Raw genomic sequence first — 21,883 nt, 5'->3', positions numbered from 1 at the left:
CAAACGCTCTCAGCGCAGCCGGACGGCCTCGAAGGTCCGCGAGGGGGAGGCCAGCTCGTCCTGGGTCTGGATGATCCGCATCTCCCGCTCGCCGGCCTCGGCGGTCGCCGCGACCACCGCGAACACCGAGGCGGTGGTGCGCGCCAGCGCCTCGTCGAGCCCGCGCCCCTGCCCGTCGAGGAGGTTCGCGAGGAACACCGCCGCAGTCAGGTCGCCGGCGCCGGGCGGGCTCGCCTCGAGCCGCGGGAACCGGGTGCGCCAGGCGCCGTCGCCGGAGACCGCGACCATGTCGAGCATGTCGGCGGGGGTGTCCTCGAGGATCACGCTGGTGACCAGCACGGTGTCCGGACCGCCGGCTCGCACGGCAGCCACCGCGTCGAGGAGCTCGTCGTACGTCGTCGTGGTGACGCCGGCGAGGAAGTCGAGCTCGAAGTGGTTCGGGGTGATCACGTCGGCCGCGGGCACGACGCGGTCGCGCATGAACTCCGGGATGCCGGGCCGCACGAACATGCCGCGGCCGACGTCGCCCATCACCGGGTCGCAGCAGTAGATCGCCGACGGCGACTCGGCCTTCACCTTGGCCACCGCGTCGAGGACAACCGCGCCGACCTCCTCGGCGCCCTGGTAGCCCGACAGCACCGCCTCGCAGCGGGCGAAGGCGCCGCGGTCGCCGACGCCCTCGATCACCGCGGCCACGTCGGCCGGCGCGAGCAGCGGGCCCTTCCAGTCGCCGTAGCCGGTGTGGTTGGAGAAGTGCACGGTCATCACCGGCCAGACCACCTTGCCGAGCCGCTGCAGCGGGAAGAGCGCGGCGCTGTTGCCGGCGTGACCGTAGGCGACCAGGGACTGGATGGAGAGGATGCTCACGGGGCCATCCTGCCCGACGGCAGGTCCCGCGCCTCCGGCCCGTCGTAGTCGGGGAGCAGCGGCGGCGGCAGCGGGCCCTTGATCCGGCGGCCGCCGGACCGCTCCTCCCAGGCGTGCGCCAGGATGCCGACCGAGCGGGACAGGCAGAACAGGCCCCGGCTCAGCTCGGGGTCGAAGCCGAGCTCGCCGTAGACGATCGCGGTGGCACCGTCGATGTTCATCGGCACCGGCCGGTTGCGCCCCGCGGCCAGCTGCCGCTCCAGCTCCAGCGCCGCGGCCAGGTGCCGCCCGGTGACGTGGCCGGCGTCGGCCGCCGCCCGCACCGCCGCGACCAGCGGGTCGCGACGGGGGTCGACCGGGTGGAAGCGGTGCCCGAAGCCGGGCACGTGCTCGCCTCGGGCCCGGTGGTCGGCGAGCTCCGCGGCGACCGTCTCCTCGAGCGGTACGGCGTCGTGGCCGGCGAGCCGGTCCAGGAGCGCGAGGCACTGCTGGCCGGCGCCGCCGTGCACGTCGCCGAGCAGGTTCACCCCGGTCGCGACCGCGGAGTTGAGCCCGACGCCGCAGGTGGCGGCCATCCGCGCCGCGGCGATCGAGGGAGCCTGCGGGCCGTGGTCGACCGCGGCCACCAGCGCCGCCTCCAGCAGCTCGCGCTGGGTGGTCGTGGGCAGGTCGCCGCGCAGCATCAGCCAGATCGTGTCGACCAGGCTCACCGAGCCGATGAGCTGCTCGACCGGGTAGCCCCGCAGCCGGATCACGCCCGGCTCGATGTCCGAGACGGCCGTGGCCCACCACCGGGTGGTGTCCTCGGTGGAGGTCGCCGCGTGGGCGCTGTGCCGCGGCGTGCTCACACCGCACCCGCCTCGTGCAGCGCGGCGATCTCCGACGGGGCGTAGCCGAGCTCGGCCAGCACCTCGTCGGTGTGCTCGCCGAGCACCGGTGGCGGCGACGACGGCGGCACCGGCTGCCCGTCCACCCGGGTCGGCAGCCCCAGCAGCGACAGGTCGCCGGCCGCGGAGGCCACCGTGCTGACCAGACCGCGGTGCCGGACCTGGGCCGAGGCCAGCGCGTCCGGGACGGAGACGACCGGGCCGGCGGGCACACCGGCCCGGGTCAGCAGCGCGTCCCAGTGCGCGGCCGGACGGCAGCGCAGCGTCTCCTCGAGGGCCGCGGTGAGCTCGGCCCGGTGCGCCTTGCGGTCCTCGCGGGTGCCGAACCGGGGGTCGTCGAGCAGCTCGGGGCGGCCCACGGCGTCGCAGAGCCGTTCGAACTGCTGCTGGCGGTTCGCCGCGATGTTGAGCGCGCCGTCCGCGGTCCGGAACGTCCCCGACGGCGCGGAGGTGCGGTTCTCGTTGCCCATCGGGGCCGGCTCCCGGCCGGCGACGAGGTAGTCCGAGACCACCCAGCCCATCGTGGTCAGCGCGGCGTCGAGCATGCTGACGTCGAGGTAGGCGCCCTCGCCGGTCCGCTGCCGGCGTACCAGCGCGGCGGCCACCGCGAACGCCGCCGCCAGCCCGCCGATCGAGTCGCAGACCGGGTAGCCGACACGGAGCGGCCCGCCGGCCGCCGTACCGGTGACGCTCATGACGCCGGCCATCCCCTGCACCACCTGGTCGTAGGCCGGCCGGTCGCTGTCCGGTCCGGTCGCGCCGAACCCGGAGACCGCGCAGTAGACGAGCCCCGGGAACTCCGCGCGCAGCTGCTCGGCCGCGAACCCGAGCCGGGCCAGCACGCCGGGGCGGAAGTTCTCCAGCAGCACGTCGGCGATGCCGAGCAGCCGGCGGAAGACCTCGCGGCCGCCGTCGCTCTTCAGGTCCACCGTGACCGAGCGCTTGCCGCCGTTCTGGGCCAGGAATGACGCGCCCAGGTTGCGTGAGCTCAGCCCGGGGTCGGCGCCGAGCTGGCGGGCGAGGTCGCCGGTGCCGGGCAGCTCGACCTTGACCACGTCGGCGCCGAGCAGGGCGAGCTGGTAGCCGGCGACCGGGCCGGCCAGGACGTTGGTGAGGTCGAGCACCCGGACCCCGTCCAGCAGGCCGCTCATAGGAACGCCCCGACCGGACCGAGCCCGACCCGGCTGATCGCCTGCGCCGCGGCGCGGACCGCCTCGACGTAGCCGGGGACCCGCTCGTCGGTGAACCGTGAGGTGGGGCCGCTCACCGACAGCGCCGCCAGCACCCGGCCGTCGGCTCCCGCCAGGGGAGCGGCCACCGCGGACGCCCCGAGCTCCCGCTCGCCGTGCGAGACCGCCCAGCCGCCGGACCGGACCGCGTCGACCTCGCGCACGAGCGCGGCGCGGGCCGCCGGGTCGAGGCCGGGATCCCCGCCGGCGAGCTCGTCGAGCAGGCCGGGCGGCGCGCCGGCGAGCAGCACCTTGGCCGTCGCGCCGCGGCCGAGCGGCAGCGGCACCCCCACCGGGACCACGCTGCGGACCGTGGCGGTGCCCTCCTCCTGCGCGACGCAGACCCGGTCCAGGCCCTGGCGGACGTAGACGTTGACGGTCTCGCCGCACCGGTCCACCAGCCCGCGCATCTCCGCGCGAGCCGCGGGGGAGACCTGCCACATCTGCTCGGCGAGGCGGACCCAGCGCAGCAGCGCCGGTCCGCAGGAGTACGTCGTCTCGGCGACCCGGCTGACCAGGCCCCGGCCCTCCAGCGTGGCGAGCAGCCGCACGGCCGTGGTCTTCGGCAGTCCGGTGCCGTCCACGACGTCGCGGACCGTCCGGGTCGGGTGCCGCTCGTCGAACAGCGCGAGCACGTCGATCGCGCGCTGCAGGCTGCGCACCCCGGGCTCGGGAGTGGCCGGCAGCGAGGGGGGCATGCGTCCTCCGGTGGTCCGTCAGGTGGTTCGGATGAACCACTCTACGGGTCGGCGGTAGATGCTTGCCAGCGCTGAGCCGCGACCACAAAGACCACAAGCTGACTGATGGCCGCAACGGCTCGCTGCGGCGAGAGCCCGCCTAGCGTGACGGCGGTCACCTCCCGTGACGACGAACACATCGACTCGATCCCCTGAGAAACAAGGAGGAACCCGATGCGCGCCAACCGCCGCTCGGTCGTCCGCCGGACCGCGCTCGCCGCGACCGGCCTCACCACCACCCTGGCCCTGGCCGCCTGCAGCCAGTCGGCCGGCGGCAGCCAGGACACCTCCGCCGAGGAGTACCCGTCCAAGACCATCCAGTTCATGGTGCCCGCGGCCGCGGGCGGCGGCTGGGACTCCACCGCCCGGGCGATGCAGAAGGTCATCGAGTCCGAGGACGTGGTCTCCGAGCCGGTCGAGGTCTTCAACGTCGAGGGCGGCGGCGGCGCCACCGGGCTCTCCCAGCTCCAGAAGAGCGAGGGCGACCCGCACGCGCTGATGATGACCGGCCTGGTCATGATCGGTGCGCTCGAGCAGGCCGACTCCCCGGTCTCGCTGGAGGACACCACGCCGATCGCCACGCTGACCAGCGAGGCCGAGGCGTTCGTGGTGCCGGCGGACTCCGAGTTCACCTCGATCGAGGACGTCGTGAAGGCCTACCAGGAGGACCCGTCCTCGGTGACCTTCGGCGGCGGCAGCGCCGGCGGCTCCGACCAGCTCGTGGTCGCCGAGCTGCTCAAGGAGGCCGGCGCGGAGCCGGGCGAGATGAAGTACGTCGGCTACTCCGGCGGCGGCGAGGCCACCGCCGGCGTGCTCTCCGGTGACATCGCCGTCGGCGTCTCGGGGGTCAGCGAGTTCGAGGGTCAGATCGAGTCCGGCGACATGCGGCTCCTCGCGGTCAGCACCGCCGACCCGATCGAGGTCGCCGGCGAGGAGGCGCCCACGCTCGCCGACGCCGGCTACGACGTGGACTTCGCCAACTGGCGGGCGCTGGTCGCGGCCCCCGGGCTCTCCGACGAGCAGGTCGACTCCGTGACCGCGGTCATCGACGAGATGCACGGCACCGACGCCTGGAAGGAGCAGCTCGAGGCCAACGGGTGGGGCGACTTCTACAAGACCGGCGACGAGGCCCAGCAGTACTTCGCCGACGAGATCGAGCGGGTCGGGGCCCTTTACGAGGACCTCGGGCTGTGACCGACGCACGACCCGACGCCTCCGGCGTCGAGCAGCCGGCCCCCGGTACTCCCGGGGGCCGGCCGGCCGGCGCCACCACCCAGGCGGCCGGAGCCGAAGCGACCCCGGAGACCGGGTCGCCCTTCATCCCGCTGGTCGCCGGGGCGGGGCTGTTCTCGATCGGCGTCGTCCTGCTGACGCAGGTCTTCGCGATCGACGCCGACGGCTACTCGCTCGCCGGCCCCCGGTTCTTCCCGCTGGTGGTGCTGACCCTGCTCACCGCGCTGTCCGCGGTCTACATGCTCCAGCAGGCCCTGGCGATCGCGCGGCGCTCGGGGCTGCGGCCGGTGGAGCCGTTCCGCCACATGCCCGCCGCCGCCGCGCTGGTGGCGCTGCTCGTCGTCTACGCGTTGGTGCTGGGCACCGTCGGCTACGTGCTGGCCACCAGCGTCTTCTTCATCGGCGCCGCCCGGGCGATGGGCTCGCGGCACCTGACCCGCGACGTGGTGATCGGCATCGGCCTCTCGCTGCTGGTCTACCTGGTCTTCACCCGCGCCCTCGGCGTCTTCCTCCCTGAGGGGGTGCTTCCGCTGTGAGCTCCTTCGGCGACCTGCTGGGCGGCTTCGCCACCGTCCTGAGCCCGGAGAACCTGCTGTTCGCGATCATCGGGGTCACGCTCGGCACCCTGGTCGGCGTGCTCCCCGGCATCGGCCCGGCGGTCACCATCGCCCTGCTGCTCCCGGTGACCTACGGCTTCGAGAGCCCGATCCCCGCCTTCATCATGTTCGCGGGCATCTACTACGGCGCGATGTACGGCGGCTCGACCACCTCGATCCTGCTCAACACCCCCGGCGAGTCCGCGTCGGTGGCCACCGCCATCGAGGGCCACGAGATGGCCAAACGCGGGAACGCCCGGGCCGCGCTGGCCACCGCGGCGATCGGCTCGTTCGTGGCCGCGGTGATCTCGACGGTGCTGCTCGCGCTGGTGGCCAAGCCGATCGGCCACCTGGCGGTCTCGTTCCGGGCCACCGACTACTTCGCGCTGATGGTGCTCGCGCTGGTCACGGTCACCGCGCTGGTCGGCAGCTCGCTGGTGCGCGGCCTGATCTCGCTGCTGCTCGGCATCACCGTGGGCTTCATCGGCCTCGACGCGATCTCCGGCCAGCCGCGCTTCACCTTCGGCACCCCCACGCTGTTCAACGGCATCGACGAGGTGCTGCTGATCATCGGCCTGTTCGCGATCGGGGAGACCCTCTACGTGCTGTCCCGCGGCCTGACCCGGCCCGGCCAGGTCACCCCGCTGGAGCCCCCGCAGCAGGGCGGCTTCATGTGGCTCAGCCGCGAGCAGTGGCGCCGCTCCTGGGGCCCGTGGCTGCGCGGCGCCGGCTTCGGCTTCCCGTTCGGCGTGCTGCCCTCCGGCGGCGCCGAGCTGCCGACGTTCCTCTCCTACTCCTACGAGAAGCACCGCTCCCGCGGTCGCGCCGAGTTCGGCAAGGGTGCGATCGAGGGCGTGGCCGGCCCGGAGGCCGCGAACAACGCGTCGTTCTCCGGCGTGCTGGTGCCGCTGCTGACGCTCGGCCTGCCGACCTCGGCGACGGCCGCGGTGATGCTGGCGGCGTTCAAGATCTTCAACCTGCAGCCGGGTCCGCAGCTCTTCGACGACGCGCCGGACCTGGTGTGGGCGCTGATCGCGTCGCTGTTCGTCGGCAACGTGATGCTGCTCGCGCTGAACCTGCCGCTGATCCGGGTCTGGGTGAAGGTGCTGCAGATCCCACGGCCGGTGCTCTACGCCGGCATCCTGGTCTTCGCCACTCTCGGCATCTACTCGGTGTCGGGCACCGTGACCGACATCCTCATCGCCTACGCCATCGGCGTGGTCGGCTTCCTGATGCGCCAGCTCGACTTCCCGATCGCTCCGACCATCCTCGGCGCGATCCTCGGCCCGGAGCTGGAGAACCAGTTCCGCCGGGCGCTGTCAGTGGGCAACGGCGACCTCAGCGTCTTCGTCACCCGGCCGCTGTCGCTGGCGATCCTGCTGCTGGCGCTGCTGGCCCTGCTGCTGCCCTACACCCCGGCCCTGGTGGCGCGGCTGCGCGGCAAGGACCCCGAGGACGTCCGCAAGCTCGCCTTCGCCGACGAGGACTGAGCCCGACCCGGCCTGCCCCCCGGAGCCGCGTGCCGCACGAACCCATCGCCCTTCACGAGCCCACATGTCAGGAGAGACCGTGCCAGCCCAGGACCGGGCCACGATCGTGGTCGGCTACACCCCCACCCCGCAGGGCGAGGCTGCCCTCCGGGCGGCCCTCGACGAGGCCGGACGGCGCGGCAGCTCGCTGCACGTCGTCAACGCCAGCAGCGCCGAGGCGTACGTCGACCAGGGGCTCGCCGGGCCCGAGCAGCTCGACGACCTGCGCCGCCGGCTCGCGGAGTCGGGCGTGGCGCACCAGGTCGAGCAGAGCGTCGGCCGCAAGGACCCGGCGGAGGAGATCCTCGACGCCGCGGAGCGGCTGGCCGCGTCGCTGGTGGTGATCGGCCTGCGCCGCCGCTCGCCGGTGGGCAAGCTGCTGCTCGGCAGCACCGCCCAGCGGGTGCTGCTGCAGGCCGGCTGCCCGGTGCTCGCCGTCAAGGCGTGACCTGCTGCTCGCCCGGCTCCATCCCGAGCCGGGCGAGCAGCTCGCGCACCCGTGCGCTCTCCTCGTCGAGGAAGGAGCCGAAGGCGTGCCCGGTCAGGAAGGCGTCGGTCCAGCCGTTGGCCTGCTCGGCCTCGCGCCACGACGGCGAGTCGTGCATGCGGGTGACGATCGAGACCAGCCGGGCCCGCTCGCGCGGCGTCAGTCCCGGCGGCGCGACGAACCCGCGCCAGTTGGCGAACTCCAGCGGCACCCCGGCCTCCTGCAGCGTCGGGGCCTCGACGCCGGGCACCCGGTGCTCGCCGGTCACCGCGAGCACCCGGACCGCGCCGGCGCGGACCTGCTCGATGTTCTCCAGCACCCCGGAGACAGCCACGTCCACCCGGCCGGTGAAGAGCGCGGCGAGGAGCGGCCCGCCGCCGTCGTACTGCCGGTAGCGCACCTTGCGGGGGTCGATCCTCACCGCCTGGGCGAGCAGGTGGGTGGCGAGGTGGTCCGGGCCACCGGCCAGCGAGCCGCCGCCCACCACGATGCTGCCGGGGTCCTCGCGCCAGGCCCGCACCAGCGACCGCAGGCCCCGGTGCTCCGAGGTGGTCCGGACCAGCACGACCTCCGGCTCGCTGAGCAGGCGGGCGACAGGCGTGACCTGGTCCAGGTCGGCGGCGATGTCGTTGGTGTGCACGCTTCCGACCACCCCCAGGCCCATCATCATCAGCAGGTCGGGGTTGCCGCGCTCGTGGACGGTGCGGGCCAGACCGACGCCGCCGCTGCCGCCCTCGAGGTTGAAGATCTCCGGGCGCTCGGTGATGCCCTCCTGCTCGAGCACCACGGCCACGGTGCGGGCGGTGGTGTCGTAGCCGCCGCCGGCCGCGTTCGGCACCATGATCCGGAGCTGGTCGGTGGCCGAGGCCTCGGGAGAGGTGGCCGAGCAGCCGGCGAGCGCGACCGGGAGCACGGCGAGGACCACCGCGGCGCACCTGGCGATCTCTCGGGCGCGTCTCGACACCCGGGCAGCGTAGCGTCGTGCGCCGGCCCGCCCCGATGGGTGAGACTCGCCCCGTGAAGCTGCCGAAGCCCGCGCGGCCCCGGGTGCCCGCCAGGCCCCGGATCCGTCGTGTCTCCCTGGCCGGGCAGCTGCTCGGCCTGCAGGCGGTGATCGTGCTGCTGGTCGTCCTCGGCGTCACGCCGGTGACGCTGGTGCAGAACGACGTCGCGTTCCGACGCACCGAGAGCCGGCGGGTGCTGGCGACCGCCGAGACGGTCGCCGGCACCCGGGTGCTGCAGACCGGGCTGGCCTCGGGGACCGACGCCGGGGTGGCCGGGGAGGCGGAGCGGTCGCGCGCCAGCTCCGGCTCGTCGTACGTCCTGGTCACCGATGCTGCGGGGACCGTCGTGCACTCCTCGGACCCCGCGGACATCGGGCGCTCCGTGACCCGTCCCGGCGCGGGCCGCTCCTGGGTCGGGGTGGTCACCCGCGACGGCGGCCGGGCGGTGGAGGCGCGGGCACCGGTGCAGGCGGTGCGCAGCGGCGACGGGGTGGGGATCGGCGACGTGGTCGGCTACGTCCTCGTCGGCCGGGACTACCCGACCACCTGGGAGCGGCTGGGCGCGACGGCGCCGACGCTGGTGATCTACGTGCTGGTCGGCTCGCTGGTCGGCCTCGGCGGCAGCCTGCTGCTCTCGCGCCGGATCAAGCGGCAGACACTCGGCCTGGAGCCGGAGGAGATCGCCGGCCTCGTCGAGCACCGGGAGGCGATGCTGCACGGCCTGCGCGAGGGCGTGGTGGGCGTCGACACCGCCGGCCGGGTGACGCTGGTCAACGACGAGGCGGTCCGGCTGCTCGGGCTGCCGACGGAGGTGGTGGGCCGCCCGGTGCAGGAGCTGGCGCTGCCCGACAGCCTCACCGGGGTGCTCGGCGGCCGGGCCGGCGCCGACGACCTCGCGGTGGCCGCCGGGGGACGGGTGCTGGTGCTCAACCAGATGCCCGTGGTCAACCAGGGCACCCGGATCGGCTGGGTCACCACCGTGCGCGACCGCACCGAGCTCGTGGACCTCAACCGGCAGCTCGACGTCTGGCGGGGACCACCGACACGCTGCGCTCGCAGGCGCACGAGTTCAGCAACCGCATGCACACCATCGCCGGGCTGATCGAGCTCGGCGAGTACGACGAGGTGGCCAGCTTCGTCACCACCCAGGCGCGGGCCCGGGCCGGCTGGGTGGACCGCGTCGTCGCCCGGGTGCAGGACGCCTCGGTCGCCGCACTGCTGGTCGCGAAGGGTAGCCGCGCCGCCGAGCTCGGCGTCACCCTCGACCTCGACGACGACACCGCGCTGCCGGCGGTCGAGGGCGCGCTCTCGGCGGACATCCTCACCGTGCTCGGCAACCTGGTGGACAACGCGATGGAGGCCGTCGCCGCCGGTCGCGGATCGGTCGGTGTCCGGCTCGTCGTCGAGGACGGCGCGGTCCGGGTCCGGGTCACCGACGACGGTCCGGGGGTGCCCGACGACCTGGCCTCACGCGTCTTCGACCAGGGCTTCTCCACCAAGCCGACCTCGGACCCGGGTGGCCGGGGCTGGGGGCTCGCGCTGAGCCGGCTGGTCTGCGAGCAGCGCGGCGGGGGCGTCCAGGTGGAGCGGACCCCGCGGGGGCGTACCGTCTTCACGGCCGTGCTGCCCCTGACCTCGCCGGTGTCGCCGGCGCCACGACCCGAGGAGGTGCCGTCGTGACCCCGCCGCTGCGGGTGCTCGTCGTCGACGACGACTTCATGGTGGCGCGTGTGCACCGCAAGTTCGTCGAGCGGGTGCCCGGCTTCGAGGTGGTCGCCGAGGCGCGCTCGGGGGAGGCGGCGCTGGCGGCGGTGCGCGAGCACCGGCCCGACCTGGTGCTGCTAGACATCTACCTCCCGGACATGACCGGGCTCGAGGTGCTCCGCAGCCTGCGCGCGCAGGCCGACCCGGTCGACGTGCTCGTGGTGAGCGCGGCCCGCGACCTCGAGACGGTGCAGGAGGCCTTCCGCGGCGGCGCCGTGCAGTACCTCATCAAGCCGTTCACCGCCGAGGTGATGCGCGAGCGGCTGACCGAGTTCGCCCGCCGGCGCCGCTCGGTGCAGGCGGCGGCCACCCAGGGCGACGGGGAGATGGCGCAGCGCGAGGTCGACGCGCTGTTCGGCGGTCAGCGCGCCGCCCGGCCCGGCGGCGCCGACCTGCCCAAGGGGCTGACCGTGCAGACGCTGCAGCTCGTCGCCCGGGCGCTGAAGGAGCAGGGCGCGGCCGAGCAGCCGACGCTGAGCGCCGCCGAGTGCGCCGAGCAGGTGGGGCTCGCCCGGGTCAGCGTCCGCCGCTACCTCGAGCACCTCGCGGAGACCGGCCGTGCGGAGGTCGGGCTGCGCTACGGTCAGGCGGGCCGCCCGGAGCGGCGCTACCGCTGGCTGGGCTGAGCCGTCGACGGCAGCGGCGGGCGCTCAGGCCACCTGGAGGGACCGCTTGGACAGGCCCATCCAGTAGCCGTCGATCAGCTGCTCGCCCGGGGTCTCCGGGTCCGCCGCGGCACCCAGGGTGATGAACAGCGGTGTGTAGTGCTCGACGGTCGGGTGCGCGTAGGGCATCCCGGGCGCCTTGCTGCGGAAGGCGGCGAGCTCGTCGACGTCGCCCCGGGCCAGCGCCTCGGCGGCCCACGCGTCGAACTCGGTGGACCACCCCGGCGCCGCGGCCTCGATGCGGAACTCCCGGAGGAACGGGAGGCCGTGGGTGAGGAACCCCGAGCCGACGACGAGCACGCCCTCGTCGCGCAGCGGGCGCAGCCGGCGGCCGATCTCGAGCAGCCGGTAGGGGTCCTGGGTGGGCAGCGACATCTGCAGCACCGGGATGTCGGCGTCGGGGTACATGATCTTCAGCGGCACCCAGGCGCCGTGGTCGAGCCCGCGGCTCGCGTGCTGGTGGACCGGCTCGCGGTCGGGCATCATCGCGGCTACCCGGCGCGCGAGCGCCGACGCGTCTGGTGTCACGTAGGTCATCTCGTAGTAGCGCTGCGCGAAGCCGCCGAAGTCGTAGACCAGCGGGGTGCCGGCGGCGGTGGCGGAGAGGCTGACCGGGGCGGACTCCCAGTGCGCGGAGACGATCAGGATCGCCGTGGGCCGGGGCAGGTCCCGGGCCCAGGACGCCAGCTGACCGCTCCACAGCGGGTCGTCGAGGAGCGGCGGCGCGCCGTGCCCGATGTAGAGCGCGGGCATCCGGGCAGGCCCGGTGGCCGCAGGGATCGTGGCGGCGGGCGAGGCGTGGTCGGTGGGGTGGTTCTGGTCGGTCATGGCTGCTCCTCGGGGTTCTGTGAGCAGGCTACTCCGAGAAAGTTGAAGCATCAAGTATCGGGGGCTATGCTGCGGCCATGACCCGATGGCTGACCGACAAGGAGCTCGACGCCTGGCTGAAGCTCGCCGGCGTGATGCTCAAGCTCGGTCCGACGCTGGACTCCCAGCTGCAGCGCGACTCCGACCTCACGCACTTCGACTACCTGTGCCTGGCGATGCTCTCCGAGGCCGAGGACCACACCCGGCGGATGAGCGACCTCGCCGCCACGACCAACGCCTCGCTGTCCCGGCTCTCGCACGTGATCAGCAAGCTCGAGAAGAAGGGCTGGGTGCAGCGCCGCCCGTGCCCGGACAGCCGCCGGGTGACGCTGGTGACGCTGACCGACGAGGGTTGGGAGGTGCTCCGCAAGGCCGCCCCCGGTCACGTCGCCACGGTGCACTCGCTGGTCTTCGAGGACCTCTCTCCCGAGGACGTCGCCGCGCTGGAGCGGGTCGCCGGCCACATCGTGGAGCGGATCGACGCGGCCGGCGACCTCGACTCCCGCTGCTGAGGGCGCCCGTCAGGGGAGCGCCCAGTCGACCGGGCTGCCGCCCTGCCGCACCAGCAGGTCGTTGACCCGGCTGAACGGCCGCGAGCCGAAGAACCCGCGGGAGGCCGACAGCGGGGACGGGTGGGGCGACTCCACCCAGGGGACCTCGCCCAGCACCGGCTTGAGCCCCTGGGCGTCACGGCCCCACAGGATCGCCGCGCACGGACCGCCGCGCCCGGCCAGCGCCACGATGGCACGCTCGGTGACCTGCTCCCAGCCCCGGCCCCGGTGCGAGGCCGGTGTTCCCGGGGCCACGGTCAGGACCCGGTTCAGCAGCATCACCCCCTGCTCGAACCAGGGCGTCAGGTCACCGTCGGTCGGCGGCGGGCAGCCGACGTCGGCGACCAGCTCCTTGAAGATGTTCACCAGGCTCTTCGGCAGCGGGCGCACCCCGGGCGCGACCGAGAACGACAGCCCCACCGGGTGGCCGGGCGTCGGGTACGGGTCCTGCCCGACCACCAGCACGCGCACGTCGGCGAGGGGCCGGCTGAAGGCCCGCAGGATGTGGTCGCCGTCGGGCAGGTAGCGCCGCCCGGCCGCGACCTCGGCGCGGAGGAACCGGCCCATCCGGACGAGGTCGTCCTCGACCGGGGCGAGCGCCTCGGCCCAGTCGGCGGCCACCAGCCCCCGCGCGACCAGCTCCGCGAGCGTGCTCATGCGCCGGCCAGCCGGCGCAGCGCCACCTCGGCCAGCCAGGCGGCGGCGTCCGGGAGGACCGAGTCGTCGAAGGCGGCGCGCGGCGAATGGTTGTCGGGGGCGGTCAGCGGGTCCGGCCCAGGACAGGCGCCGAGGTTGAAGTAGGCGCCGGGCACCTCGCGCAGCACGAAGGCCATGTCCTCCGCGCCCAGGTCCGGGTGCGGCATCGTGGTGAAGCGCGCGGCGCCGAACAGGTCGAGCACCGTGCGGTGGGCGAGGGCGTACTCCGCCTCGTCGTTGACGGTCACCGGGTAGCCGCGGACCTGCTCGACCTCCACCTCGAGGTCGTGCGCGGCCGCGATGCCGGAGACGGTCCTGGTGATCGCCGCGTGCACGCGGGCGCGGGTCGGCTCCGACAGGGTGCGCACCGTGGCCTCGAAGTAGGCCTCGTCGGGGATGATGTTCTCCTTCGTGCCGGCGGCGATCAGTCCTACGTTGACGACGACCGGGTCGAAGACGTCGGCGGTGCGGGCCTTCATCGCCTGCAGCGCGAGCACCATCTCGCAGGCGGCCGGGATCGGGTCCTTCGCCCGGTGCGGCGCGGAGCCGTGGCCGCCCGAGCCCAGCACCCGGACGTGCACCTCGTCGGCCGCCGCGAACAGCGGGCCGGGGCGCGCGAACCACTGTCCGGCCGGGTGCTCGGAGGACATCACGTGCAGGGCGTACGCCGCCTCCACGCGGGCGCCGGCGACGTCCAGCAGGCCCTCGGCGAGCATCGGCTCGGCGCCGCCGGGGCCCTCCTCGCCCGGCTGGAACATCAGCACCACGTCGCCGGCGAGCCGGTCGCGGACCCGGTGCAGGATCCGCGCGGCACCGACCAGGGCGGCCATGTGCAGGTCGTGGCCGCAGGCGTGCATGACGCCCTCGTGCTCGGAGGCGTGGTCGGACGCGACCTCCTCGGCGACCGGCAGCGCGTCCATGTCGCCGCGCAGCAGCACCACCCCGCGCGAGCCGTCGTCGCGGGTCGCCCGGCCGCGGAGCACCACGGTGAGCGAGGAGAGCGTCCGGCCGCGGTGCACCTCGACGTCGAGGCCGGCGAGCTCCTCGAGCAGCAGCTGCTGCGTCTTCGGCAGGTGCAGGCCGATCTCGGGGATCCGGTGCAGCCGGCGGCGCAGCGTCACCAGGTCCGGCCCGAGCTGCTGGGCGATCTCGACGGTCTCGGCGCTCACGAGCCGGACTCTCTCACAACCTGGTCCGCCTGCTGCACGGACGGGCCGGGCCGGATCACTGGTCGCGAAGCAGGGCCTCGAGCCCGTCGGCGACCGCGCGCATGCCGCTGAGGAACGGGTGGTAGGCGAGCGCGCTGCCGGTGTCGGTGCGCCGGCCGTTGACCCACGGCTGGTCGCTGCACACGTCGTGGCCCTCGGAGGCGGCGTACATGTCGAGGAACTCCACCCCGGTACGGCGTGCCGCCCCGGCCAGCGCCGCGTTCAGCGACCGGATCACCCGGTCGCCGAAGGCGAGGTCCCCGGTCGCGAACGGCAGCCGGCGCGGGCAGGAGCCGTCGGTGGGGGCGATCCGCAGGTAGCCGACCAGCACCACCCGGGCGTCCGGGGCCCGCTGCTGCACCTCCTCGACGGCGTCGGCGACCCGCTGCCCGATCCGGGCCGTGGTGCTCCGCAGGTCCTCGCCACGCCGGGCCAGCTCGTCGGCGCACGGGCTGCCGGCCGGGTCCTGCGCGCGCAGCCGCGGGCAGAGGTTCACCAGCGTGGAGAACAGGTCGAGGTCGTTGCCGCCGATGCCGAGCGTGACCAGGGCGGTGCCGCGGCGAAGCGCCCTGAGCTGCGGGGGGACGGTCGTGTCGTTCACCGTGCGCTGGCGGCCCACCAGGTCGGCGGTGTCCGCGCCGCTGCAGCTGACGTCGGTGAGGTCGAGGCCGAGGTCGGCGGCGAGCAGCGCCGGGTAGTTCCGGTCCGAGCGGAAGCAGCCGGCCGCCACGTCGGTGGTGGGGATCAGCGGCCCGGCGGTGAACGAGTCGCCCAGGGCGACGTACTGCTCGGTCCCGGGCTGCACCGTGCCGCCGGCGGCTGGTGAGGGTGCCGAGGACGTGCTCCCGGTCGCCGGCGCGTCGGCGGAGGGGGAGCCGCTGCACCCGGCCACGGCCAGCGCGAGGACCAGCAGCGCGGGGGCGAGCCGGTGCATCGACGTACCTCCTGGGGGAGACCAGCGGGGGATCAGCGGGGGTAGCGGTCGGCGAGGTCCGCGCGGACCACGCGCCCCCGGGCGACCAGCCGCAACAGTACGGAGGCGGTCAAGGCCTGGCCGGCCATCAGGCCCAGCAGCACCAGGATCTGCGCGGCCCCGGCCTCCAGGGCGGTGCCGCCGCCGAGCAGCACTCCGATGAACGCGCCGGGCAGCGTCACCAGGCCCACCGTGCGGGTCTGGTCGAGCCCGGGGACGAGCGCCTCGCGGGCGGTCGGCGCGATCACCTCGTACGCCGCCGCGGGGCTGCTCAGGCCGAGCGCCAGGGCGGCCTCGTAGGAGCCGAACGAGCCGGTGATCTCGTCGTAGGCGCGCCGGCCGGTCAGGGTGGCGGCGGTCATCGTGTTGCCGATGACGATCCCCGCGATCGGCACGATGCCGGGGCCGTTGAACGGCACCACCCCCGAGCCGAGGATCAGCACCAGCACCGGCACTGCGCCGGCCGCGATCGCCAGCATCACCCAGGGCAGCTGCGCCCGGGGTGCCCGGATCCGTCCGGTGGAGGTGAACGAGGCGACCACGAACATCAGCGCCACGAAGGCGAGCGACCACGCCAGCGAGCCCAGCGCCGCCGCGATCACCAGCGAGACGACCGCGAGCTGGACCACCGCGCGGGACGCCGCGACCAGCTGGTCCCGCTCCACGCCGAGCCCGCCGATCCGCGAGGCCAGCACGGCGACCACGACGAGGGCGACGAGAACGGCCGCGAGCCGCCAGTCGGGCGCGGGCGCGGTGGTGGCGGCCGCGACGGGGGCGGTCAGGGGGAGCACCGGCTCAGGCTACGGGCGTGAAGCGAGCCCTCGGCTGCCGGAGGAGGTGTAGCGGCGCCGCGGGTTCGTGCCGATCGAGTCCTCGGTGCCCGCGGCCCCGGCGCCGGAGCCCGTCCGCTTGGTGCTCGCCTTCTTGGCTGCCGCCTTCTTCGCGGTGGCCTTCTTGCCGGTCGCCTTCTTGGCCGCCGGCTTCTTCGCCGCCGCTCTCTTGGCTGCCGCCTTCTTGGTCGCCGGCTCCGGCTCGGGGGAGGAGTGCGCGGCGATCCACTCGTCGAGCAGCCGCCAGGTGGTGGTGCGGGCGGCCCGTCCGGTGAGCATCCCGAGGTGGCCGCCGGGCACGACCTCGAAGCGCAGGTCCTCGACGTGCGGCACCAGGTCGACGATCGGGCGGACGCAGTCCACCGGCGCGATGCCGTCCGAGGCGCCGCCCAGCGCCATCAACGGCACCCGCAGGTCGGCGAGCGCGATCTGCCGGTCGTCCATGGTGACGGTGCCCGAGGCGAGCTGGTTGCCCTTGAGGATCCGGTGGTAGAGCTGCCCGAAGGTGCGGCCGGGGTAGGCGATCATGTTCGCGGTGAACCGGTCCACCGCCTCGACCTGGGCGAGGAAGTCGGCGTCGTCGAGCTTGGCGGCGATCGCGATCGGCTTGGTGACCAGCTTGTTGAAGCCGGTGAGCTGGAAGGCCCGCCGCACCAGCGGCTTGGGGGCGCCGCCCATCAGCCGGTAGGCCTGCGTGACCAGCCCGGCCCGGTCGCCGGCCAGGCCCAGGAACGGCCGGATCGGCGCCACCATCGGCACCTGCGTGACGTCGATCGGGGAGCCGATCGTGGTCAGGGACGCGATCGGCAGATCGGGGCGGTCCGCGGCGGTGAGCAGCGCGAAGGTGCCGCCGACGCTCCAGCCGACCAGGTGCACCGGCCGGCCTCCCGCGTGCCGGCTGACCTCCTCGATCGCCGCCGGGATCACCTCGTCGACCCAGTGCTCCATCCCGAGCTTGCGGTCGGCGAAGGAGACCTCGCCGTACTCCACGAGGTAGGTGCGGCGTCCCGCGTCGACGAGGTGCTCGACCAGCGAGCAGCCGCGGCGCAGGTCGAAGCAGAGCGCGGGCGCGGCCAGCGGCGTCACCAGCAGCACCGGGTCGCCGTGCTCGCGTCCGCGGCTCCCCGCCGCGCGCGGCCGGTAGTGGTAGACCTCGCGCATCACCCCGTCGTCGATCAGCGTCCGGGGCATGGGGCGGAGATCGGCCAGGCCGCCGTACAGCAGCTTGTGGGCCACGTTCGCGGCAGCGGAGACGATCTGGTCCGGCTTGGGGATCAGATCCATGCCGACAAGTTACCAGCGGGTCACCTCACGCGGGAGGGGTTGTTCGGGCGATATCGACCACTGAGCACGCCGGCTCAGCCCAGGTCGAGCCGCTCCCGCATCCGGTCCAGCGCGCGGGCCGCGGACCGGCGCACCTGCTCGTCGGGATCGTCGAGCCCGGCCCGCACCGCCGGCACGTGCTCGACGTCGCCGCCGGCGCCGAGTGCCCGGAGCGCCGCCGAGCGCACCCGGGACAGCTCGTGGGCGGTGGCCGCGACACCGCGGTCGCCGGCCGGCAGCTCGCGCAGGGCGCTCACCTTCAGGCACATCTCGACGACCCGCCACGAGTCGTCGCCCAGCCCCGCGAGCACCGCAGGTGCCGCGGAGTCGTCCCACACGTACAGGAGCGCGCGGGCGGCCCAGACCCGCGGCCAGTACGGCGGCCAGCCGCCGGCGGGGTAGGCCACGCCGGGCCGGCCGGCCAGGTGCGGCAGCAGGTCGAGCTCCGGCCGGGGGTCGCCGCCGTCGAGCAGCTCCACGCAGCGGCGCACCACCTCCGCCCCGCCCAGCAGCCCGGCGAGGTCGTGGACCAGGTCGCGCGGCGCCGCCGTCAGGTCGCCGGGGGGCGGGAGGCTCACTCCGTGGCGTGCGTGGGCCGCACGTGCTTCTCGTGGTGCGGGCGCTCCATCGCGAGGGTGTCGAGGAACTTCTGCGCCCAGTCGGCGACGTCGTTCTCGATCACGGTGCGGCGCATCGCCTTCATCCGCCGGGCGAGCTCCTGGGGCCGGGCCCGCATCGCCTCGAGGATCGCGCCCTTCATGCCGTTGATGTCGTAGGGGTTCACCATGAACGCCTGCCGCAGCTCGCCGGCCGCTCCGGCGAACTCCGAGAGCACCAGGGCCCCGCCGCCGTCGTAGCGCGCGACGACGTACTCCTTGGCGACCAGGTTCATCCCGTCGGCCAGCGGGGTCACCACGCACACGTCGGCGGCGCGGAACAGCGCCGCCATCTCCTCCCGCGGCTGCGAGGTGTGCAGGTAGTGGATCGCGGGGCGGCCGAGCTGGCCGAGGTCGCCGTTGATCCGGCCGACCAGCCGGTCCACCTCGTCGCGGAGCCGGCGGTACTGGTCGACCCGCTCGCGCGAGGGCGTCGCGACCTGGACGAAGACGGCGTCCTCGACGGAGATCGCGCCCTCCTCGAGCAGCTCGCCGAAGGCACGCAGCCGGCTGTAGATGCCCTTGGTGTAGTCGAGGCGGTCCACGCCGAGCAGCACGTGTCGCGGGTTGCCGAGCTGCTCGCGGATCTCCTTGGCGCGCGCCGCGACCTCCTCGGTGCGCGCGAGCTGCTCCAGGCCCTTGGCGTCGATCGAGATCGGGAACGCGGCCGCCTCGACGGTGCGGCCGTCGGGCAGGTAGACCAGGTCACGGTGGGTCTTGTGGCCGACCCGCTGGCGGACCAGGCGCACGAAGTTCTGCGCGTTGTTCGGCCGCTGGAAGCCGACCAGGTCGGCGCCGAGCAGCCCCTCGAGCAGCTGCCGCCGCCACGGGATCTGCTGGAAGAGCTCCAGCGGCGGGAACGGGATGTGCAGGAAGAAGCCGATCCGCAGGTCCGGGCGCAGCTCGCGCAGCATCGCCGGCACCAGCTGCAGCTGGTAGTCCTGCACCCAGACGGTGGCGCCGTCGGCGGCGGCCGCCGCGGTCCGCTCGGCGAAGCGGCGGTTCACCCGCACGTAGGCCTCCCACCACTCCCGGTGGAACTCCGGCTTGGCGACCAGGTCGTGGTAGAGCGGCCACAGCGTCGCGTTGGAGAAGCCCTCGTAGAACTCCTCGACCTCCTGCTCGCTCAGCGGCACCGGGACCAGGGTCATCTCGTCCTCGACGAACGGCTCGATCTCCTCGTCGGTGCCGCCCGACCAGCCGATCCAGGCGCCGTCGTGGGCGCGCATCACCGGCTCGATCGCCGTCACCAGACCGCCGGGGGAGCGCCGCCAGTCCACCGAGCCGTCGTCGTGGACCACCCGGTCCACGGGCAGCCGGTTGGCCACGATGAGGAAGTCGGCGGTGTGCTGTGGGCTCACCGGACCAACCTAACCCGGAGCCCCGACCGGACCGCCATGGCCAACCGGCCCCCGTCCGTGCCCGGCCCGTCCCGGCCCGGCGGGCCGCCGGTCAGGGCGCGTCGGAGGGTTCGGCGCTGTCGCCGGCCGGCACCCCGTCGAACGGGGACGGCAACCGGTCCCGGGGCAGCGGCTCCGGACCGGGCTGCGCGGAGAGGCCGCACCCCGCGCTGCCGCACAGCAGCGCCACGCACACGGCGCGGACCAGCAGCCGTCGCCACGGCTGACGGGCACGGCCACGTGCCTCCTGCGGTACGCCGGCAGCGGCCCCGCCCCGGTGCCCGCTCACGGCCGCACCGGGAGGTCGACGACGAAGCGGGCGCCGCGCGGCTCGTTGGCCTCGGCCCAGACCCGGCCGCCGTGCAGGCGGACGTGCTCGAAGACCAGCGCCAGCCCGAGCCCGACCCCGTCGGGGTTGTCGGAGCGGTGCGCCACGCCGCGGGAGAACCGCTCGAAGATCCGCTCCTGGTCCGGCTCCGAGACCCCCGGGCCGGCGTCCTCGACCGCGATCCGCACGGTGTCCGGCTGCCGGCTCACCAGCACCCGGGTCGCACCGCCGGCGTGCACCTCGGCGTTGTTCACGAGGTTGGCGACCACCCGCTCCAGCCGCCGCCGGTCCACCGCGACGGTGACCTTGCGCGCCCCCGGCTCCACCTCGGTGACCGGCCGGCCGGCGCAGCGGTCGGCGACCAGGGTGACCAGGTCGCCGAGGGCCGTCGGCTCCCACCGCATCTGCGCCGCTCCCGAGTCGGCCCGGGAGATCTCCAGCAGGTCCTCGACCATCTGCGCGAACCGCTGCACCTCGTCGGTGAGCAGGCCGAGCACCTCGCGGCCCTCGGTGTCGAGCCGCGCGGCCCGGCCGGTCAGCAGCTCGGCGGCGTTGACCAGGGTGGTCAGCGGGGTCCGCAGCTCGTGGCTGACGTTGCCCGCGAACCGGGCGTCGCGCTCCACGCGGGCCTGCAGCCGGTCGGCGGTGCGGTTGAACGCGGTGGCGAGCCCCTCGAGGTCGGGGTCGCGGTGCGCCTGCAGCCGGGCGCCGAGGTCGCCCTCGGCGATCGCCCCGGCCGCCGCGGTCACCTCGCTCAGCGGGCGCAGCGCGCGGCGGCTCGCCCACAGCCCGAGCAGCAGCCCGAGCAGCGTCGTCATCGTGGCGGTCCCGCTGAAGGTCACCGCCAGGGTGGTCAGGACCTGGTCCAGCTCACGGAGGCTGAACACCTCGACGTAGGAGCCCCCGGTCGGTTCGAGCGGCAGCGCGATGGCCACCACCAGGCCCTGGCGGGTGCGGAACCTCTGCTGCACCGGCCGGCCGGCCTCGACCGCCGCCACGAACGACCTCGGCAGCACGTCCACCCCGCCGGGCAGCTGGTCGGCGAACCACCGCCCGTCCACCCAGGCGAGCGGGCTGGACGCCTCGCCGCTGGAGACCTCGAGCTGCTCGAGCAGCTGCGCGACGGCGGGCCGGGTCGTGGAGAGCGCGGCGTTCACGGCACGGGCGTTGAACACCGCCTGGCGCAGCACGGTGGCGTAGCGCTGGTCGGTGAGGTAGTTGCTGGCGATGGCGTGGGTGGTCACGGCCAGCAGCACCGAGAGCACCAGCGCACCGACCGCGAAGGCGGCGCTGACCCGGCCGCGCAGCCCGAACCGGAGCCGGGTCACGGCGCCAGCTTGTAGCCCAGGCCGCGGACCGTCACCACGTGTCGCGGGTTGCCGGGGTCCGGCTCGATCTTGCTGCGCAGCCGGCTGATGTGGACGTCGACGAGACGGTTGTCGCCGAAGTAGTCGTAGCCCCAGATCTCGGTCAGCAGCGTCTCGCGGCTGACCGGCTCACCGACCCGGCCGGCGAGCCGCTCGACCAGCCGGAGCTCGGTGGTGGTCAACGCCACCGGGTGGCCGTCGCGCAGCACCACGCCCTCCCGGGGACGGATCTCCAGGCTGCCCACGACGATGGTGGGCAGCTGCTGCTGCGAGGACCTGCTGCGGCGCAGCAGCGCCCGGATCCGCGCCGACAGCTCCTTGGCGACCACGGGCTTGGTCATGTAGTCGTCTGCGCCCGCCTCCAGGCCGGCGACGATGTCGTGGCTGTCGCCGAGGGCGGAGACCACGATGATCGGTACGTCCGAGGTCCGGCGCATCCGGCGGGAGACCTCGAAGCCGTCGAGGCCGGGCAGCATCAGGTCCAGGATCACCACGTCCACCGGCGACTCGGCGTGACGCTCCAGGGCGCCCTCGCCGGTGTCGGCCTCGACCACCCGGTAGCCCTCGTCGCGCAACGCGATCGCGAGCACCCGCCGGATCCGTGCATCGTCCTCGACGAGCAGCACTCGTCTCCCCTGGCCACGCATGGGCACCATCATGTACTGGATCCGGGCCGGCCCCCAGCC

At 74.4% G+C, this 21,883-nt stretch carries 24 protein-coding genes; 8 read left to right on the top strand and 16 right to left on the bottom strand.

The annotated features are described in order from the left end of the window. Positions 1–9: 9 nt before the first annotated feature. Genes pdxY through H9L09_RS05475 form a run of 4 tightly spaced genes read right to left on the bottom strand, consistent with a single transcriptional unit; the run spans position 10 to position 3,681 of the window. Positions 10–867 carry a pyridoxal kinase PdxY gene (pdxY, locus tag H9L09_RS05490; RefSeq protein ID WP_187579694.1) on the bottom strand — a complete coding sequence of 286 codons (858 nt, stop codon included), beginning with the start codon at positions 865–867 and terminating at the stop codon, positions 10–12. After that, positions 864–1,715 carry a citryl-CoA lyase gene (locus tag H9L09_RS05485; RefSeq protein WP_187579693.1) on the bottom strand — a complete coding sequence of 284 codons (852 nt, stop codon included), beginning with the start codon at positions 1,713–1,715 and terminating at the stop codon, positions 864–866. Before H9L09_RS05485 ends, pdxY begins: the two co-directional genes overlap by 4 nt. After that, positions 1,712–2,905 carry a CaiB/BaiF CoA transferase family protein gene (locus tag H9L09_RS05480; RefSeq protein WP_187579692.1) on the bottom strand — a complete coding sequence of 398 codons (1,194 nt, stop codon included), beginning with the start codon at positions 2,903–2,905 and terminating at the stop codon, positions 1,712–1,714. Before H9L09_RS05480 ends, H9L09_RS05485 begins: the two co-directional genes overlap by 4 nt. After that, on the bottom strand, positions 2,902–3,681 hold the full coding sequence (locus H9L09_RS05475; RefSeq protein WP_187579691.1) for an IclR family transcriptional regulator: 780 nt from the start codon (positions 3,679–3,681) through the stop codon (positions 2,902–2,904). Before H9L09_RS05475 ends, H9L09_RS05480 begins: the two co-directional genes overlap by 4 nt. A 213-nt stretch (positions 3,682–3,894) precedes the next feature. On the opposite strand from H9L09_RS05475, the gene H9L09_RS05470 reads away from it, so the two are divergent. The 4 genes from H9L09_RS05470 to H9L09_RS05455 all read left to right on the top strand — a co-directional run bounded on the left by H9L09_RS05470 (position 3,895) and on the right by H9L09_RS05455 (position 7,526). Further along, positions 3,895–4,914, top strand: a complete 1,020-nt coding sequence (locus H9L09_RS05470) for a Bug family tripartite tricarboxylate transporter substrate binding protein (protein ID WP_187579690.1) — start codon at positions 3,895–3,897, stop codon at positions 4,912–4,914. Then, complete coding sequence (locus tag H9L09_RS05465) at positions 4,911–5,489, top strand: tripartite tricarboxylate transporter TctB family protein (protein ID WP_187579689.1); 579 nt, start codon at positions 4,911–4,913, stop codon at positions 5,487–5,489. The genes H9L09_RS05470 and H9L09_RS05465 overlap by 4 nt, the downstream gene beginning before the upstream one ends. Further along, positions 5,486–7,039 (top strand): tripartite tricarboxylate transporter permease, encoded by a 1,554-nt coding sequence (locus H9L09_RS05460; protein WP_187579688.1) that lies wholly within the window; start codon positions 5,486–5,488, stop codon positions 7,037–7,039. Before H9L09_RS05465 ends, H9L09_RS05460 begins: the two co-directional genes overlap by 4 nt. A 79-nt stretch (positions 7,040–7,118) precedes the next feature. Beyond that, positions 7,119–7,526, top strand: coding sequence for a universal stress protein (locus tag H9L09_RS05455; RefSeq protein WP_246456301.1), 408 nt, complete (start codon positions 7,119–7,121; stop codon positions 7,524–7,526). On the opposite strand, the gene H9L09_RS05450 is transcribed toward H9L09_RS05455, so the two are convergent. Next, the gene (locus H9L09_RS05450) at positions 7,516–8,529 is read right to left on the bottom strand and encodes a Bug family tripartite tricarboxylate transporter substrate binding protein (RefSeq protein ID WP_223164217.1); all 1,014 of its coding nucleotides are present in this window, start codon (positions 8,527–8,529) and stop codon (positions 7,516–7,518) included. The two genes, H9L09_RS05455 and H9L09_RS05450, sit on opposite strands and share 11 nt — an antisense overlap. A 53-nt stretch (positions 8,530–8,582) precedes the next feature. Here H9L09_RS05450 and H9L09_RS05445 point away from each other — a divergent pair, with 53 nt between their 5' ends. From H9L09_RS05445 to H9L09_RS05435, 3 genes are read left to right on the top strand one after another with little or no spacing between them, the layout of a single operon-like run. Next, positions 8,583–9,671, top strand: a complete 1,089-nt coding sequence (locus tag H9L09_RS05445) for a PAS domain-containing protein (RefSeq protein WP_187579686.1) — start codon at positions 8,583–8,585, stop codon at positions 9,669–9,671. After that, positions 9,650–10,249, top strand: a complete 600-nt coding sequence (locus H9L09_RS05440; RefSeq protein ID WP_187579685.1) for a sensor histidine kinase — start codon at positions 9,650–9,652, stop codon at positions 10,247–10,249. The genes H9L09_RS05445 and H9L09_RS05440 overlap by 22 nt, the downstream gene beginning before the upstream one ends. Continuing rightward, positions 10,246–10,959 carry a response regulator gene (locus H9L09_RS05435; RefSeq protein WP_246456300.1) on the top strand — a complete coding sequence of 238 codons (714 nt, stop codon included), beginning with the start codon at positions 10,246–10,248 and terminating at the stop codon, positions 10,957–10,959. Before H9L09_RS05440 ends, H9L09_RS05435 begins: the two co-directional genes overlap by 4 nt. 24 nt (positions 10,960–10,983) lie before the next feature. Here H9L09_RS05435 and H9L09_RS05430 read toward each other — a convergent pair whose 3' ends face one another. After that, positions 10,984–11,826, bottom strand: a complete 843-nt coding sequence (locus H9L09_RS05430) for a dioxygenase family protein (RefSeq protein WP_246456299.1) — start codon at positions 11,824–11,826, stop codon at positions 10,984–10,986. Positions 11,827–11,903: 77 nt separating this feature from the next. Here H9L09_RS05430 and H9L09_RS05425 point away from each other — a divergent pair, with 77 nt between their 5' ends. Continuing rightward, on the top strand, positions 11,904–12,377 hold the full coding sequence (locus H9L09_RS05425) for a MarR family winged helix-turn-helix transcriptional regulator (RefSeq protein WP_187579684.1): 474 nt from the start codon (positions 11,904–11,906) through the stop codon (positions 12,375–12,377). Between the two features lie 9 nt (positions 12,378–12,386). Here H9L09_RS05425 and H9L09_RS05420 read toward each other — a convergent pair whose 3' ends face one another. From H9L09_RS05420 to H9L09_RS05375, 10 genes are all read right to left on the bottom strand, one after another. After that, positions 12,387–13,073, bottom strand: coding sequence for a uracil-DNA glycosylase (locus tag H9L09_RS05420; RefSeq protein WP_187579683.1), 687 nt, complete (start codon positions 13,071–13,073; stop codon positions 12,387–12,389). After that, positions 13,070–14,281, bottom strand: coding sequence for a M20 metallopeptidase family protein (locus tag H9L09_RS05415; protein WP_187579682.1), 1,212 nt, complete (start codon positions 14,279–14,281; stop codon positions 13,070–13,072). The genes H9L09_RS05420 and H9L09_RS05415 overlap by 4 nt, the downstream gene beginning before the upstream one ends. Before the next feature lie 55 nt (positions 14,282–14,336). Next, positions 14,337–15,254, bottom strand: a complete 918-nt coding sequence (locus tag H9L09_RS05410) for an SGNH/GDSL hydrolase family protein (RefSeq protein WP_187579681.1) — start codon at positions 15,252–15,254, stop codon at positions 14,337–14,339. Positions 15,255–15,286: 32 nt separating this feature from the next. Beyond that, positions 15,287–16,084, bottom strand: coding sequence for an ABC transporter permease (locus H9L09_RS05405; RefSeq protein ID WP_246456298.1), 798 nt, complete (start codon positions 16,082–16,084; stop codon positions 15,287–15,289). A gap of 9 nt (positions 16,085–16,093) precedes the next feature. After that, positions 16,094–17,407, bottom strand: a complete 1,314-nt coding sequence (locus H9L09_RS05400) for an alpha/beta fold hydrolase (protein ID WP_223164216.1) — start codon at positions 17,405–17,407, stop codon at positions 16,094–16,096. Positions 17,408–17,481: 74 nt separating this feature from the next. Further along, positions 17,482–18,024, bottom strand: coding sequence for a HEAT repeat domain-containing protein (locus H9L09_RS05395; RefSeq protein ID WP_187579680.1), 543 nt, complete (start codon positions 18,022–18,024; stop codon positions 17,482–17,484). Then, complete coding sequence (locus H9L09_RS05390) at positions 18,021–19,463, bottom strand: alpha,alpha-trehalose-phosphate synthase (UDP-forming) (RefSeq protein WP_187579679.1); 1,443 nt, start codon at positions 19,461–19,463, stop codon at positions 18,021–18,023. The genes H9L09_RS05395 and H9L09_RS05390 overlap by 4 nt, the downstream gene beginning before the upstream one ends. 91 nt (positions 19,464–19,554) lie before the next feature. Further along, positions 19,555–19,791: a hypothetical protein gene (locus tag H9L09_RS05385; protein ID WP_187579678.1), complete on the bottom strand. Its 237-nt coding sequence runs from the start codon at positions 19,789–19,791 to the stop codon at positions 19,555–19,557. After that, positions 19,788–21,158 carry a sensor histidine kinase gene (locus H9L09_RS05380; RefSeq protein ID WP_187579677.1) on the bottom strand — a complete coding sequence of 457 codons (1,371 nt, stop codon included), beginning with the start codon at positions 21,156–21,158 and terminating at the stop codon, positions 19,788–19,790. The genes H9L09_RS05385 and H9L09_RS05380 overlap by 4 nt, the downstream gene beginning before the upstream one ends. After that, positions 21,155–21,844: a response regulator gene (locus H9L09_RS05375; protein ID WP_223164215.1), complete on the bottom strand. Its 690-nt coding sequence runs from the start codon at positions 21,842–21,844 to the stop codon at positions 21,155–21,157. The genes H9L09_RS05380 and H9L09_RS05375 overlap by 4 nt, the downstream gene beginning before the upstream one ends. Positions 21,845–21,883: the final 39 nt, after the last annotated feature.

Origin of the sequence: Nocardioides mesophilus (assembly GCF_014395785.1) — a bacterium.
Lineage (GTDB): Bacteria > Actinomycetota > Actinomycetes > Propionibacteriales > Nocardioidaceae > Nocardioides_B > Nocardioides_B mesophilus.
This window is presented reverse-complemented; position numbering and strand designations above follow the sequence as displayed.

Coding starts and splice junctions, on each gene's coding strand:
- H9L09_RS05480 (WP_187579692.1), bottom strand. CDS start 2,905: ATGAGCGGCCTGCTGGACGGGGTCCGGGTGCTCGACCTCACCAACGTC.
- H9L09_RS05375 (WP_223164215.1), bottom strand. CDS start 21,844: ATGCGTGGCCAGGGGAGACGAGTGCTGCTCGTCGAGGACGATGCACGG.
- H9L09_RS05440 (WP_187579685.1), top strand. CDS start 9,650: ATGCACACCATCGCCGGGCTGATCGAGCTCGGCGAGTACGACGAGGTG.
- H9L09_RS05430 (WP_246456299.1), bottom strand. CDS start 11,826: ATGACCGACCAGAACCACCCCACCGACCACGCCTCGCCCGCCGCCACG.
- H9L09_RS05470 (WP_187579690.1), top strand. CDS start 3,895: ATGCGCGCCAACCGCCGCTCGGTCGTCCGCCGGACCGCGCTCGCCGCG.
- H9L09_RS05475 (WP_187579691.1), bottom strand. CDS start 3,681: ATGCCCCCCTCGCTGCCGGCCACTCCCGAGCCCGGGGTGCGCAGCCTG.
- H9L09_RS05425 (WP_187579684.1), top strand. CDS start 11,904: ATGACCCGATGGCTGACCGACAAGGAGCTCGACGCCTGGCTGAAGCTC.
- H9L09_RS05410 (WP_187579681.1), bottom strand. CDS start 15,254: ATGCACCGGCTCGCCCCCGCGCTGCTGGTCCTCGCGCTGGCCGTGGCC.
- H9L09_RS05420 (WP_187579683.1), bottom strand. CDS start 13,073: ATGAGCACGCTCGCGGAGCTGGTCGCGCGGGGGCTGGTGGCCGCCGAC.
- H9L09_RS05400 (WP_223164216.1), bottom strand. CDS start 17,407: ATGGATCTGATCCCCAAGCCGGACCAGATCGTCTCCGCTGCCGCGAAC.